We start from the raw sequence: 14,760 nt of genomic DNA on the forward strand, positions 1-14,760 counted from the left end.
GGTCCGCCGCAGCGGACCCGAGCCCCTTCGTGCGTCCCCCTGACGCTGCTCGCTCAGGTGCGGCTTCGCCGCACCAGCCCGAGCACGAGGCTCGCGACCAGGACGATGACGCCGAGCCAGATCAGGAACTGGCCGATGCTCGTCGCGACCCCGAGGATCACGAGGACGACGCCGACCAGAACGAGGATGAGCCATGCGGGCATGGGGACCTCCAGTCTCTTCGCGCCGCCCGTGCGGCGACGCGATCGCGACGATGTTGGCACGCATTCCCGATACACGCGCGTTGTCGGCTTCGCCCGTGATGCCCGTCACAAGCCGGTCGTGAACCGGCCCGTCCCGTGCACCACGGCCTCGATGGTCCGGGCCACCGCCTCGACCGCGGGACGGCGAGGCGCCGTCGACGGCTCGAGCAGCACGATCTCGCGCTCCACGAGGTCGAACAGGGTGGTCGTGCGCAGGTCGTGGGCGGGACGCAGCGTGAGCATGATCGGCGTGGCGAGCGTCACGCCGAGCCCCTGTGCCACCAGGGCCAACGTCGTGGAGGTGTCGTTCACCTCGTGCGCGGCGCGGGGCTCGAACCCGGCCGCGCGGCAGGCGCCCCGCACCGCCGCGCCGTAGTGGGTCGGCAGCGGGGGCAGGATCCAGGTCATGTCCGCGAGGTCGGCGAGGTGGAGGCGGGCCGGCAGGTCCGAGGAAGGCGTGGACACGAGCTCGAATCGCTCGGTCCGCAGAGGTCGGAGGGCCGTTCCGGGGAGCCGGGGGATGGGCGCGCCGGGATAGTCCAGGCCGAGACCGAGGTCGACGTCGCCGCGGCGCACCGCGCCTGCCACGTCGTCGACGGTGAGCTCGATACCGACCAGCGTGATCCGCGGGTGCGACTCGGCCACGCGCGCGACGAGCTGGGGCAGGAGGCTGGCCGCGACCGTCGCGAACGCGCCGACCCGCACGGTGCCCGACGCGTCGCCGCTCGCCGCGCGGGCCGAGTCGACGGCGTCGCGCTGGGCCGCCAGAAGGGCCTCGGCGCGCTCGGCGAGCGCGAGGCCCGCCTCGGTGAGCGCGACCCCGCGGCCGTGCGGCCGGACGACCTCGGTCCCCACCGCCCGGGCGAGCGCCGCCAGCTGGTGCGAGACGGCGCCGGTCGTGTAGCCGAGCGCCGCCGCGGCGGAGGTCATCGTGCGGTGGTCGGCGAGCGCGCGCAGCGCGCGCAGTCCCGACCACGGCAGGTCGCGTCCCGGCGGTTCGGCCGCACCGGTGTCCATCCGGCCAGGCTACAACCGTGCAGAGATCCTGGACGGTTTCGACGAGGAATCTTCGATGGTGCTGGACGCTCCACGGGGTCCACGATGGGCGCAGGCACGGCGGCGCGATGACGTGCGCGCCGGCGGCGTCGACGAGGAGGTCGGGTGGAGCATTCCCAGGCGGTGCCGTCGCGGGCGGACGCGGTCGTGGTCGGCGGCGGGGTGATGGGGGCGTCGGTCGCGTTCCACCTCGCGGAGGCGGGTGCCCACGTCGTGCTCGTGGAGTCGGGGGAGCTCGGCGGCGGGAGCTCGGGCAAGCCGATCGGCGGCGTGCGTGCGCAGTTCTCCGACCCGGCGAACGTGGCGCTGGGCCACCGCAGCCTGGAGCTCTTCGAGGACTTCCGGCAGCGACCGGGCCGCGACGTCGGGCTCCGGCAGACGGGCTACCTGTTCGCGCTGCCCACCGACGACGACGTCGCGCTGTTCGGGCGGTCGGTCGCGATGCAGCGCGCCCTCGGCGTCGACAGCCGCCTGCTCACCGTCGCCGAGGCCCGCCGGCTCAACCCCTATCTCTCGGCGACGGCGTACGCGGGCGCCGCCTTCGCGCCCCGCGACGGCTGGGCGCACCCGGCGGCCGTCGTCGCCGGGTACGCGGACGGCGCGCGGCGGCACGGGGCGAGCGTCGTCACCGGTGCCCCGGTGACCGCCGTCGAGCCCGGTCCGGACGGCCGGTCGACGGTCGTCACGGACCGGGGCGCCGTCACCGCGCCCGTCGTCGTGGTGTGCGCCGGGGCCTGGTCGCGCGCCGTCGGGGCGCTCGCGGGAATCGACCTGCCCGTCGAGCCCGTGCGCCGCCAGATCGCCCTCACCGCGCCCCTCGAGCCGGCGCCGCCGACGCTGCCGTTCACCATCGACTTCGGCACCACGTTCTACCTGCACAACGCGGACGCCCGCGGCACGCTGCTGCTGGGTGCCTCGGAGCCGGACACCCCGGTCGGCTTCGACACCGCGTACGACCCGGCGTGGGAGCCGTGGCTGCGCGGGCTCGCCGCGCGCGCCACCCCGGCGCTCGCCGACGCCCCGCTGACCGGCGGCTGGGCCGGGCTGTACGAGCTCACCCCCGACCACGACGCGCTGATCGGCGAGGCGCCGACCGGCCCCGGCGGCGCGCGCCTCCTGTACGCCTGCGGCTTCTCCGGGCACGGCTTCCTGCAGGCGCCCGCCGTGGGCGAGGCCGTGACCGACCTGTACCTCGGCCGGGCGGGGACGCCCGCGGCACACGGGGTCGACGTGTCCGCGTTCGACGCCGGGCGGTTCGGGGCGCGACGGTCGCGCACCGAGGCCAACATCATCTGAGAGAGGACGCACGCACCGTGACGACCGACCACTTCGAGCCGTGGCAGCTCCGCGCCGCGTTCGCGCGCTCGCTCTCCGACATGTACGGGCGGGAGGTGCCCGCCTACACGACGCTGCTCGAGGTGTCCCACGACGTCAACGCCGACGTCGTGCGCGCCCGCGGCGCCGACGCCGAGCGGCTGGGTTCCATCGACCGCGTCACCGCCGAACGGCACGGCGCGATCCGCGTGGGCACCCCCGCGGAGCTGCAGCAGGTCGCCCGGATCTTCGGCGCGATGGGGATGCACCCGGTGGGGTTCTACGACCTGCGCGACGCGTCGTCGTCCTCCGTGCCCGTCATCTCCACGGCGTTCCGGCCGACCGACCGCGCCGAGCTGGCCCGGAACCCGTTCCGCGTCTTCACGTCCATGCTGGTGCCGTCCGACCGGCGGTTCTTCAGCGCCGACCTGCAGGCGCGGCTCGACACCTTCCTGACGCGGCGGTCGCTGTTCGGGCCCGAGCTGCTGGCTCTCGCGGACCGGGCGGAGGCCGACGGCGGCCTGTCCGCCGCCGACGCCGCGGAGTTCCTGCGCCTGGCCACGGCCGCGTTCGAGCTGGGGCGCGAGCCGGTCGACCAGGCCTGGTACCGGGAGCTGGAGGCCGTGTCCGCGGTGGCGGCGGACATCGGCGGCGTGCCGTCCACGCACATCAACCACCTCACCCCGCGCGTGCTCGACATCGACGACCTGTACGCCCGCATGGAGGCGCGCGGCATCACGATGATCGACGCCATCCAGGGCCCGCCGCTGTGGGAGGGGCCGGACGTGCTGCTGCGGCAGACGTCGTTCCGCGCGCTCGCGGAGCCGCGGACGTTCCGCACCCCGGACGGCGAGGTCGTGCAGGACTCCCTGCGCGTGCGCTTCGGCGAGGTCGAGGCGCGCGGGATCGCGCTGACCCGCGAGGGGCGGGCGCGGTACGACGCCGCCGTCGTGGAGGGCGCGACGCCCGACGTGTGGCGTCGCGTCTTCCCGGACACCGAGGCCGGGCTCGCCCGGCAGGGCCTGGGGTACTTCACGTACGAGGTCGGCGACGACGGGACCGTGACCCGCGAGCCGATCGTCTACGAGGACTTCCTGCCCCGCTCCGCCGCCGGGATCTTCCAGTCGAACCTCACCGAGGAGGGGTCCAAGGACGCCAGCCAGGCGGGCGAGGAGCGTGACGCCGACTGGATGGCCGGCGCCGTCGGGCGCGAGCTGTTCGACCCCTTCGACCTGTACGCCGCGCAGGTGGCGGCGTCGCGCGACCGCGCGGCGAAGCGCCTCGGCGTCGACCCCCACCACCTTGAGAACCCCTCCACCCCACAGGGAGCCCAGGCATGACCACCCAGACCGACGGAACCCCGACCACCGGCACGCTGACGGCCGGGCTGCGCGACGCCGCGCTCGCGGCCCTGTCCCGGATCGGCGCCGACGTCCCCGCCGCCCCCGCCGACGGCGGGCTGCCCGTCGTCTCGCCGCTGGCCGGCGAGGCGCTGCTGACGCTCCCGGAGGCGGGAGCGGCCGACGTCGACGCCGCGATCACCGCCGCCGCGGAGGCGTTCCGCACCTGGCGCTCCGTGCCCGGCCCTGTGCGCGGCGGCGTCGTGCGGCGACTCGGCGAGCTGCTCACCGAGCACAAGGCGGACCTGGCCGAGCTCGTGACCATCGAGGCCGGCAAGATCACCTCCGAGGCGCTCGGCGAGGTGCAGGAGATGATCGACGTCTGCGACTATGCCGTGGGCCTGTCGCGGTCCCTCGGCGGGCGCACGATGCCGTCCGAGCGCCCCGGCCACCGCCTCATGGAGCAGTGGCACCCGCTCGGCGTGGTGGGCGTCGTGAGCGCGTTCAACTTCCCGGTCGCGGTGTGGTCGTGGAACACGGCCGTCGCGCTGGTCTGCGGCGACACCGTGGTGTGGAAGCCGAGCGAGAAGACGCCGCTGAGCGCGCTCGCGTCGAACGCGCTGCTGCGCCGCGCGCTGGCGGAGGCCGGCTTCCCGGAGGCGGTGAGCCAGGTGGTGCTCGGGGCCCGGGACGCGGGCGAGGCGCTCGTCGCCGACCGGCGCGTCGCGCTGCTGTCGGCCACCGGCTCGGAGCGCATGGGCCAGCAGGTGGCGCCCGTCGTCGCCGGGCGGGGCGGCCGGTACCTGCTGGAGCTCGGCGGCAACAACGCGGCCGTCGTCGCGCCGTCCGCGGACCTCGACCTCGCCGTGCGCGGCATCGTCTTCGCCGCGGCCGGCACCGCCGGGCAGCGGTGCACCTCCCTGCGGCGGCTCATCGTGCACTCGTCGGTGGTCGACGACCTCGTCACCCGCCTCGAGCCCGTCTACGCCGGGCTCCCGATCGGCGACCCGCGCGCCGACGGCACACTCGTCGGGCCGCTCACCGACGCGGGCGCCCGCGACCGGATGCTCGCCGCCCTCGACGAGGCGCGGGCCGACGGCGGCACGGTCGTCGTCGGGGGAGCGGCGGTGGACGTCGACGGCGCACCGGGCGCGGCGTACGTCTCGCCCGCGCTGGTGCGGATGCCGGGGCAGACGGACGTCGTGCGCCGGGAGACGTTCGCGCCGATCCTCTACGTGCTCACCTACGAGACGTTGGAGGAGGCCATCGCGCTGCACAACGACGTCCCGCAGGGGCTGAGCAGCGCGATCTTCACGCTCGACGTCCGCGAGGCGGAGACGTTCCTGTCCGAGGTCGGCTCCGACTGCGGCATCGTGAACGTGAACATCGGCACCTCCGGGGCGGAGATCGGCGGAGCGTTCGGCGGCGAGAAGTCCACCGGCGGCGGCCGCGAGTCCGGCTCCGACTCGTGGAAGCAGTACATGCGTCGTGTCACCAACACGGTCAACTACTCGACCGAGCTGCCCCTGGCGCAGGGCGTGAACTTCGGCTGACCCGCCCCCGTCGTGGGTGGGCTCGTGGCCCACTTCCGGGCTCGACAAGGGCCACGAGCCCACCCACAACGCTGGGCATGACAGATGTCATGGCCACGTCGTGACAGGCGACCCTGCAGGTCAGGGCGGCGCGCGACGACGATCGAGGCATGACCTCGACGACCGGCTCGCACACCGCGAGCACCCCCGCGCTGAGCCTGCGCGGGCTGCGCAAGGAGTTCCCGTCGCCCGCCGGACCTGTCCGGGCGGTCGACGGCATCGACCTGGAGATCGCCCCCGGCGAGGTGGTGGCCTTCCTCGGCCCCAACGGCGCCGGCAAGACCAGCACGATCGACATGGTCCTCGGCCTGAGCGCCCCGATCTCCGGCACCGTGCAGGTGTTCGGCGCCGACCCGGCCGACGCGATCGCCGCCGGGCGCGTGGCCGCCGTCATGCAGACCGGCGGGCTGCTGCGCGACATCACGGTCGGCGAGACGGTCGCCCTCACCGCGGCGCTGTTCGGCCGCACCGGCTCGCCCGTGCCGTACCTGGAGCGTGCCGGCATCGCCGACCTCGCCGACCGCATGGTGGGCACGTGCTCCGGCGGCCAGCAGCAGCGCCTCCGGTTCGCGATGGCGCTGGTCAGCGAGCCCGACCTGCTCCTCCTCGACGAGCCCACAACCGGCATGGACGTGGAGGGCCGCCGCGAGTTCTGGGCCGCCATCCGCGCCGACGCCGCCGCCGGCCGCACCGTCGTGTTCGCCACGCACTACCTGGAGGAGGCCGACACGTACGCGGACCGCGTCGTGCTGGTCAGTCAGGGCCGGGTCGTCGCCGACGGTTCCACCGCGGAGGTGCGGAGCCTCGCGTCCGGCCGCACGGTGAGCGCGCGGATCGACGACGACGGCGACCGCGCCGCCGTCGCCGCGCGCCTGCGGGAGCTGCCCGCCGTGGACGCCATCGACCACCGCGGGGCCCGGCTCCTGGTGCGCACGCCCGACTCCGACGCCGTCGCCCGCTTCCTGCTCACGCAGACCCCCGCGCGTGACCTCGAGGTGGCGTCAGAGAACCTCGAGGACGCGTTCGTCGCCCTCACCACCACCGCGGCCCCCGGCGCCGCGCCGAGCACGGACGGAGCCACCCGATGAGCGCCACCACCTCGACCACCGGCGCGGCGCCGGCCGTCACGACGACCCGTGCCGCGCGGCCACGCATCCGCACGTCGGCCGCGGTGCGCACCTACCTGGCCCTCGAGCTGCGTCGTTCGCTGCGCAACCGGCGCACCCTGATCTTCTCGACGGTCATGCCGCCGGTCCTCTTCCTCATCTTCGGGCTGCAGGGCGACTACGCGAACCAGAGCACGGGGAACGGCAACGTCACGGGGTGGATCGCCGTCTCGATGGCGCTCTACGGGGCCATGGTGACCGCGACCGGCGGCGGGGCGAGCGTGTCCGTGGAACGTGCCCAGGGTTGGACCCGGCAGCTGCGACTGACGCCGCTGCGGCCCTCCGCGTACGTCGCGGTCAAGGTCGCGGGCTCGATGGTGCTGGGCGCGGCCTCCGTCGCCCTCACGCTCGTCGTCGCGGCCTTCACCGGGGCCCAGATGTCGGTGGGGGCCTGGGCGCTGTGCGCCCTGCTGGCCTGGGTGGGCTCCCTGGTCTTCGCGGCGTTCGGCCTGTTCATGGGCTATCTCCTGCCTGCGGAGAACGTCATGCAGATCCTGGGCCCGCTGCTCGCGCTGCTGTCGTTCGCCGGCGGCCTGTTCGTCCCGCTCGGCGACGGCTGGTGGGCCACCGTGGCGCAGTTCTTCCCCACCTACGGTCTGGCCGAGCTGGTGCACGCGCCGCTCGGGGGCGACCTCGGGCCCGCGGCCGTCGTGAACGTGGTCGCCTGGGCCGCGATCTTCGCCGCGGGTGCCGCCTGGCGGTTCCGCAAGGACACGGCGCGGGTGTGAGCAGCCAGGCCCGCCGCCTGCCCGGGCGTGGCACGGTGGGGGACGTGATCTCGACGTCCCCCACCGCGCCGCCCGACGAGCCCGGGGGCGGCGTCGCGTCCGGCCCCGTGGCCCCGGGCCCACCCCCCTGGGCGAGGCGCCGCCTCGGGCTCTTCGTCTCGGTGGTCTGGGTCGTCTTCCTGGCCGAGCCGCTCACGGCGTCGCTCGACGCCGAGACCCTGGCGCGGCGAGTCGTCGGTGTGCTCGGTGTGCTCGGCGTGGGCGGGGTCTTCGCCGGGACTGTGCTGACCTTGCAGCGCCGGGGGAGGGTGCCGCGCCGCGCCGCCGTCGTGCTGATCGTGGTGCAGGTCGCGTGCGTCGCCCTGTCGTGCCTCGCCGCGCAGGAGCACGGCCTCGTGGGCCTCGTCTTCGTCTGCGTCACGGCGATCTACTCGCTCGGGGGGCGCGCCCCCCTGTGGATCCTCGTGGCGAGCATCGTCGTCATGCTCGTGCTGCCGCGGGTGCTGCCGGGCTGGGCGACGGAGGACGGCAACGCGCTGGCCGTGGTGCTGGCGAGCGCCGCCGTGTACGGGTTCACCCAGGTCATCGACCGCAACCGGCGCCTGATCGCCGCGCAGCAGGAGCTCGCCGACCTGGCCGTCGCCCGCGAGCGCGAGCGCATCGCCCGCGACATGCACGACGTGCTCGGCCACTCGCTCACGGTGATCTCCGTCAAGGCGGAGCTCGCGGCGAAGCTGCTGCGCACCGCCGCCGACCGCCCGGCCACGGCGCCCGAGGAACGTGCCGCGAGCGAGGTGTCCGATATCCAGGACCTGGCCCGCGGGGCGCTCGCGGACGTGCGCGGCATGGTCGCCGGGTCCCGACAGGTGACCCTCGCCCGCGAGCTGGCCACGGCCCGGTCCGCGCTCGACGCGGCGGGGATCGAGGCGGACCTCCCGGGCGCCGTCGACGGCGTCCCCGCCGAGCACCGCGAGCTCTTCGCGTGGGTGCTGCGCGAGGGCACCACCAACGTGCTGCGGCACTCCGGGGCCGCCCGGGTCGTGGTGACCGCCGCGGCGGACCGCCTGGTCGTCGACGACGACGGCGATGGCGTCCCGGAAGGCCGCACGGACGGCGGGAACGGGCTGGCGGGTCTCACGGCGCGGGCCCGGGAGGCAGGCGCCGTGCTCGAGACCGGGCCGAGCCCGCTCGGAGGGTTCCGTCTCGCCGTCACCGTCCGTCCCGGGCCGGGTCCGGGCGATGCCAGGATCGTCCCGTGATCCGACTGCTGCTCGCCGACGACCAGGCCCTCGTGCGCGGCGCCCTCGCCGCGCTCCTCGACCTCGAGACCGACCTGGAGGTCGTGGCCCAGGTGGGGCGCGGTGACGAGGTGCTCGACGCCGCGCGGGCGTCCGCCGCCGACGTGGCCCTGCTCGACGTCGAGATGCCCGGCCTCGACGGCATCGCGGCCGCCGCGGCGCTGCGCCGGGAGCTGCCGGCGTGCCGCTCGCTCGTCGTGACCACGTTCGGCCGGCCCGGTTACCTGCGCCGGGCTCTCGACGCCGGCGCGAGCGGGTTCGTCGTCAAGGACACGCCCGCCGAGCAGCTCGCCGACGCCGTCCGCCGCGTGCACGCCGGGCTGCGCGCCGTCGACCCCGACCTTGCCGTCGCGTCCCTGGCCGTGGGGGCGAGCCCGCTCACCGAGCGCGAGCGGCACGTGCTGGCGCTCGCGGCCGACGGCGGCACGGTCGCGCAGGTGGCGGCGGAGGCGTTCCTCTCCGAGGGCACCGTGCGCAACTACCTGTCGGCGGCGATGGGCAAGACCGGCGCACGCACGCGGGCCGAGGCCGTGCGGATCGCGCAGGACAACGGCTGGCTCTGACCACCCCTGCGGGGCGCGCCCGGAGGGGGTGACGAACCTGACCGCGGGGGCCCGGCGGCGGTTTGCGACAATGGGGACGTGACTTCCACCCTCGATCCCGTCAGCACGCCCGCGTCCGGCGACCTCGGCGCGGCCGTGCCCGCCGCCGAGCGCGTCCTGCCGCCGCTGCAGATCGGGCCGATCACCGTGGACACCCCGGTGGTGCTGGCCCCGATGGCCGGCGTCACCAACCGCGCGTTCCGCACCCTGTGCCGCGAGGCCGGGGCGTCGCAGGGCTACGACCCCGGGCTCTACGTGGCGGAGATGGTGACCAGCCGCGCCCTCGTGGAGCGGAACGTCGAGTCGCTGCGGATCGTGACGTTCGGCGACGACGAGACGCCGCGCTCCGCCCAGGTCTACGGCGTCGACCCGGCCACCGTCGGCGCCGCGGTGCAGATCATCGCCGGCGAGGACCGGGCCGACCACGTCGACCTCAACTTCGGCTGCCCCGTGCCCAAGGTGACGCGCAAGGGCGGCGGCTCGGCGCTCCCGTGGAAGCGGCAGCTCTTCACCGACATCGTGCGGGCGGCCGTCGAGGCGGCCGAGCCGCACGGCGTCCCGGTCACCGTGAAGATGCGCAAGGGCATCGACGACGACCACCTCACGTACCTGGAGGCCGGTCGCATCGCGGAGTCGCTCGGCGTCGCCGCGGTGGCGCTGCACGCCCGCACCGCCGCCGAGTACTACTCGGGCACCGCCGACTGGACCGCCATCGCGCGGCTCAAGGAGGAGGTGCGCAGCGTCCCCGTGCTCGGCAACGGCGACATCTGGTCCGCCGAGGACGCGCTGCGCATGGTCCGTGAGACCGGGGCCGACGGCGTCGTCGTCGGGCGCGGCTGCCAGGGCCGCCCGTGGCTCTTCGCCGACCTCGCCGCCGCGTTCCACGGCACGACGACGCGGGTGCGCCCCGGCCTGCGCGAGGTCGCCGACACGATCTACCGGCACGGCGAGCTGATGATCGACTACTTCGACGGCGACGAGGGCAAGGGCATGCGCGACCTGCGCAAGCACATGGCCTGGTACCTCAAGGGGTACGTCGTCGGGGGAGAGGCGCGGCACGCGCTCGCGATGGTCTCCACGCTGGCCGAGCTGCGCGAGCGGCTCGACGCCCTCGACCTGGAGCAGGGGTACCCGGGCGAGGACGCCGAGGGGCCGCGCGGGCGCGCCGGCTCGCCGAAGCAGCCGCACCTGCCGTACGGCTGGCTCGACTCCCGCGAGCTCGACGCCGAGTTCGAGGCCAAGCTGCGCGAGGCCGAGCTCAGCGTCAGCGGCGGCTGACCGTCGCCGAGGTAGTACGAGCCTCCGCAGGGTAGGACGAGACCTGCCGAGGTAGTACGGGCCTGGCGAGGTGCGCTACCTCGCGGAGTCTCGTACTACCTCGGCAGCTCTCGTCCTACCTCGGTGGGGTCGGTCAGGCGCGGAGCCAGACCGTGGTGTCGGCGGGGACGCGGGTCTGCGGGTCGGCGGAGCGGTCGGTCACGACCGGGCCGGAGGCGAGCAGCACCTCGGCGCCGCGGGGCAGGAGCACCGGCTCGGTGCCCAGGTTCGCGATCACGACGACGTCCTGGTTGCGCAGCGCGACGACGTGCGGCGAGCCGGCCCAGGCGTCCAGCCACGCGAGCGCGCCCTGGCCCAGGCCCTCGGCCTTGCGCAGCGCGAGCGCGGCGCGGTACGTCTCGAACGTCGAGCCCGCGACGCCGTACTGCGCGTCGGCGGCGTAGCGCGCGAACGACGCGGGCTGCGGCAGCCACGGCTCGCCGGCGGGCCCGAAGCCGTAGCCGGGGGCGTCGGCCGCCCACGGCAGCGGCACGCGGCAGCCGTCGCGGCCCGCCTCGGCGCCGCCGGTGCGGAAGTGCCCCGGGTCCTGGCGGACCTCGTTCGGCAGGGAGGTGTGCTCGGGCAGGCCGAGCTCCTCGCCCTGGAAGAGGTACGCCGACCCGGGCAGGCCGAGCATGAGCAGGCTGGCGGCGCGGGCGCGCCGCAGGCCGAGCTCCTCGTCGGGCTGCGGGTCGGTGGCGAAGACGCCGTTGACCTTGAGCGACGGGTCGGCGGAGCCGAGCCGCGACGGGTGCCGCACGACGTCGTGGTTGGACAGCACCCACGTGGTGGGCGCGCCGACCTCGTCGTTCGCCCGGTACGACGCCTCGACGACGGTGCGCAGGGCGGCGGCGTCCCACCCGGTCGTGAGGAACGAGAAGTTGAACGCCTGGTGCATCTCGTCCGGGCGCACGTAGCGGGCGAGGCGGCTGAGCGGCTCGACCCACGCCTCGGCGACGAGGCAGCGCTCGCCGTCGTACTCGGCGAGCACCCGGTGCCAGGCGCGGTAGATCTCGTGCACGCCGTCCTGGTCGAACATCGGGCCCTGGTTGCCGGCGCCCGTGGAGCCGTCCTCGGGGGCGCCGGGGTCGGTGACCGGGGCGTCGTCGTCGGCCGAGCCGGCGACCATCTCCACGTGCCCGTCCCAGTCGGGCAGGCCGTCGGCCTTGATCATGCCGTGCGCGACGTCGACGCGGAACCCGTCCACGCCCCGGTCGAGCCAGAAGCGCAGCACGTCCTCGAACTCGGCGCGCACCTCGGGGTTGGTCCAGTCGAGGTCGGGCTGCGTCGAGTCGAACAGGTGCAGGTACCACTGCCCGGGCGTGCCGTCGGGCTCGGTGACGCGCGTCCAGGCGGGGCCGCCGAAGATCGACTGCCAGTTGTTCGGCTCCTGCGAGCCGTCGGCGCCGCGGCCGTCGCGGAACATGTACCGCGCGCGCTCGGGGGAGCCGGGGGCGGCGGTCAGCGCCTCCTGGAACCAGGCGTGCTGGTCCGAGGTGTGGTTCGGCACGAGGTCGACGATCACGCGGATGCCGCGGGCGTGGGCGCCGGCGAGCAGGTCGTCGAAGTCGGCGAGGGTGCCGAACAGCGGGTCGACGTCGCGGTAGTCGGCGACGTCGTAGCCCGCGTCGTTCTGCGGGGAGCGGTAGAACGGGGACAGCCAGACGGCGTCGACGCCGAGCGTCTCGAGGTGGTCCAGCCGCGCCGTCACGCCGGGGATGTCGCCGATGCCGTCGCCGTTCGCGTCGGCGAACGAGCGCGGGTAGACCTGGTAGATCACGGCGTCGCGCCACCACTGCCGCGCGTCGCCGCTCCCGGCGTGCACGACGGCGCCGGTGCGGAGCAGGCCGCCCGTGTCGTCCCCCGTGTCGTCGGTCGCCGTCGGGACGGGTGCGGGCTGGGTGGAGGTCATCGCTGGCTTCCTCACCTGATCGGGGTCGGGGTCGGCACGGTCGGTCGATCCGTGTCAGACCGTCGAGTGTAAGCGTTGCTGCAAGGGTTGCAGCAACGGACCCCGAAATGCGGCTCTCAGCCCTTCGGTGCGGCCCCCGTGGAGCCCCGCACGACCAGCTCTGGCGCGAACAACAGCTCGGTGCGGGTGGCCTGCTCGCCCTGGATCTCGGTGAGGAGCGCGCTCACGGTGGCCCTCGCCATGGCCTCGACGGGCTGCCGGACGGTGGTCAGCGGCGGCTCGGTGAACGCGATGAGCGGCGCGTCGTCGTACCCGACGACCGAGACGTCGTGGGGCACCGACAGCCCGCGCGACCGCGCGGCGCGCACGGCGCCGAGCGCCATGAGGTCGGACGCGCAGACGACGGCCGTGTGCCCGGCGTCGAGGAGCTCGGCGGCCGCCGCCTGCCCGCCCTCGAGCGTGTAGAGGCTGGAACGTACGTGCTCCCGGGCTGCGGCCTCGTCGTCGGCCAGGCCGTGCCGCACGAGCGCGGCGAGGAACGCGGCGAGCTTGCGCCGCGAGGGGACGTACCGCTCGGGGCCGATCGCGAGGCCGATCGTGCGGTGGCCCAGGGTGACCAGGTGCTGCACCGCGACGTCCACGCTCGCGGCGTCGTCGGGCGAGACGAACGGCGCGTCGATCCCCGGCGCGTAGCCGTTGACCAGCACGATCGGCACGCCCTGGCTGCGCAGCATCGAGTAGCGGGTGTGGTCCGCGCGGGTGTCCGCGTGCAGGCCGGAGACGAAGACGATGCCGTCGACCGAGTGGTCCACCAGGGTGCTGACGTACTCGTCCTCGGTGGTGCCGCCCGGCGCCTGCGTGCACAGCAACGGCGTGTAACCGCGCTGGGCGAGGATCGACTCGATCGCCTGCGCGAAGGCGGGGAAGACCGGGTTGGTCAGCTCGGGGACGATGAGGCCGACGAGGCCCGCGGAGCGGCCGCGCAGCACCGAGGGGCGCTCGTACCCGAGGACGTCGAGCGCCGCGAGCACGGCCTGCCGGGTGGAGCTGGCCACACCGGGCTTGCCGTTGAGCACGCGGGACACGGTGGCCGTCGACACGCCTGCCTGCTCCGCCAGGTCGCTCAGTCGGGTTCGCACCCGAGGAATCGTAGGGGACACGGGACCTCCTCGTCCTGGGGTGGGACGCCGACGGGTCGGCCGCCGGTCGCCTGCGCGTCGCCTCCTTGTTGCCGCGCGTTGCTGAAAAGTTATCGCAAGATCTTGCATACCGCTGCAACGATCCGTACGTTGTGGGCATCAAGGGCCCCGCGACGAGCGCGTCGCGTGGGCCGTCCACCGATGACAGCTGGGAGTAACCACGATGCGAAGGAGCATCCTTCTCGCCTCGGCCCTGGCCACCACCCTGGCCCTGACGGCGTGCGGCAGCGGCGAGCCGAGCGGCGACGCGAGCGCGGACGCGGACGCGAGCGCCAAGCCCTCGGCCTCGGGCTCGCTGACGGTCTGGGTCGACGAGACCCGCGAGGCCGCGGTGACGACGGCCGCCGAGGCGTACGAGGCGGAGTCCGGCGTCGACGTCGAGATCGTCCAGAAGAACTTCGAGGACATCCGCGCCGACTTCCTCGCGCAGGTCCCCACGGGCGAGGGCCCCGACATCACCGTCGGTGCCCACGACTGGCTCGGCGAGTTCACCGCGAACGGCGTGGTCGCGCCGATCGAGCTCGGCGACAAGGCGGGCGACTTCATCCCGGTGTCGGTGCAGGCGTTCACGCAGGACGGCCAGGTCTACGGCCTGCCGTACGCGATCGAGAACATCGCGCTCATCCGCAACACGGAGCTCGCGCCCGAGGCGCCGAAGACGTACGACGACATGGTCGCCGCGGGGAAGAAGGCCGGCACCAAGTTCCCGTTCCTCATCCAGTCGGACGGCGACAAGGGCGACCCCTACACGTACTACCCGTTCCAGACGTCGTTCGGCGCGCCGGTCTTCGAGCAGAACGACGACGGCTCGTACCGGCCGGAGCTCGCCCTCGGCGGCGAGAACGGCGAGGCGTTCGCCACGTGGCTCGGCGAGCAGGGCGACGCGGGCAACCTCAGCATCGACATCTCGTACGACATCGCGGTCGAGGCGTTCGCCAAGGGCCAGTCGCCGTTCGTCATCGGCGGGCCGTGGATGCTCGAGCAGTTCAAGGAC

The 14,760-nt window shown here is 74.6% G+C and carries 13 protein-coding genes; 9 read left to right on the plus strand and 4 right to left on the minus strand.

Annotated features, from left to right (window positions below; genetic code table 11):
• Positions 1–53: 53 nt before the first annotated feature.
• Both ACFWEK_RS09680 and ACFWEK_RS09685 read right to left on the minus strand, forming a co-directional pair.
• Positions 54–203 carry a hypothetical protein gene (locus ACFWEK_RS09680; protein WP_429764160.1) on the minus strand — a complete coding sequence of 50 codons (150 nt, stop codon included), beginning with the start codon at positions 201–203 and terminating at the stop codon, positions 54–56.
• A gap of 105 nt (positions 204–308) precedes the next feature.
• A complete protein-coding gene (locus tag ACFWEK_RS09685) occupies positions 309–1,259 on the minus strand; it encodes a LysR family transcriptional regulator (RefSeq protein WP_430553911.1) in 951 nt (316 codons plus the stop codon).
• Between the two features lie 144 nt (positions 1,260–1,403).
• Here ACFWEK_RS09685 and ACFWEK_RS09690 point away from each other — a divergent pair, with 144 nt between their 5' ends.
• From ACFWEK_RS09690 to dusB, 8 genes are all read left to right on the plus strand, one after another.
• Complete coding sequence (locus ACFWEK_RS09690) at positions 1,404–2,594, plus strand: NAD(P)/FAD-dependent oxidoreductase (protein ID WP_430548293.1); 1,191 nt, start codon at positions 1,404–1,406, stop codon at positions 2,592–2,594.
• A 17-nt stretch (positions 2,595–2,611) separates the two neighbouring features.
• A complete protein-coding gene (locus ACFWEK_RS09695) occupies positions 2,612–3,952 on the plus strand; it encodes a 2-oxoadipate dioxygenase/decarboxylase family protein (RefSeq protein ID WP_430553912.1) in 1,341 nt (446 codons plus the stop codon).
• A complete protein-coding gene (locus tag ACFWEK_RS09700) occupies positions 3,949–5,505 on the plus strand; it encodes an aldehyde dehydrogenase family protein (RefSeq protein ID WP_430553913.1) in 1,557 nt (518 codons plus the stop codon). Before ACFWEK_RS09695 ends, ACFWEK_RS09700 begins: the two co-directional genes overlap by 4 nt.
• Positions 5,506–5,654: 149 nt before the next feature.
• Positions 5,655–6,632, plus strand: coding sequence for an ABC transporter ATP-binding protein (locus tag ACFWEK_RS09705; protein ID WP_430553914.1), 978 nt, complete (start codon positions 5,655–5,657; stop codon positions 6,630–6,632).
• A complete protein-coding gene (locus tag ACFWEK_RS09710; protein WP_430553915.1) occupies positions 6,629–7,438 on the plus strand; it encodes an ABC transporter permease in 810 nt (269 codons plus the stop codon). The genes ACFWEK_RS09705 and ACFWEK_RS09710 overlap by 4 nt, the downstream gene beginning before the upstream one ends.
• A gap of 44 nt (positions 7,439–7,482) precedes the next feature.
• Entirely contained in the window at positions 7,483–8,697 is a 1,215-nt protein-coding gene (locus tag ACFWEK_RS09715) for a sensor histidine kinase (RefSeq protein ID WP_430553916.1), read from the plus strand.
• On the plus strand, positions 8,694–9,299 hold the full coding sequence (locus tag ACFWEK_RS09720) for a response regulator (protein ID WP_430548299.1): 606 nt from the start codon (positions 8,694–8,696) through the stop codon (positions 9,297–9,299). Before ACFWEK_RS09715 ends, ACFWEK_RS09720 begins: the two co-directional genes overlap by 4 nt.
• 78 nt (positions 9,300–9,377) lie before the next feature.
• Entirely contained in the window at positions 9,378–10,616 is a 1,239-nt protein-coding gene (gene dusB, locus ACFWEK_RS09725; protein WP_430548300.1) for a tRNA dihydrouridine synthase DusB, read from the plus strand.
• A 133-nt stretch (positions 10,617–10,749) separates the two neighbouring features.
• Here dusB and ACFWEK_RS09730 read toward each other — a convergent pair whose 3' ends face one another.
• Positions 10,750–12,567, minus strand: a complete 1,818-nt coding sequence (locus ACFWEK_RS09730) for a glycoside hydrolase family 13 protein (protein ID WP_430553917.1) — start codon at positions 12,565–12,567, stop codon at positions 10,750–10,752.
• A 116-nt stretch (positions 12,568–12,683) separates the two neighbouring features.
• A complete protein-coding gene (locus tag ACFWEK_RS09735; RefSeq protein ID WP_430548302.1) occupies positions 12,684–13,706 on the minus strand; it encodes a LacI family DNA-binding transcriptional regulator in 1,023 nt (340 codons plus the stop codon).
• A gap of 223 nt (positions 13,707–13,929) precedes the next feature.
• On the opposite strand from ACFWEK_RS09735, the gene ACFWEK_RS09740 reads away from it, so the two are divergent.
• Positions 13,930–14,760, plus strand: an 831-nt coding sequence (locus tag ACFWEK_RS09740) for an extracellular solute-binding protein (RefSeq protein WP_430553918.1), incomplete at its 3' end; no start/stop codon positions are given.

It is taken from the genome of Isoptericola sp. NPDC060257, assembly GCF_042726645.1.
GTDB classification, from domain to species: Bacteria; Actinomycetota; Actinomycetes; order Actinomycetales; family Cellulomonadaceae; genus Isoptericola; species Isoptericola nanjingensis.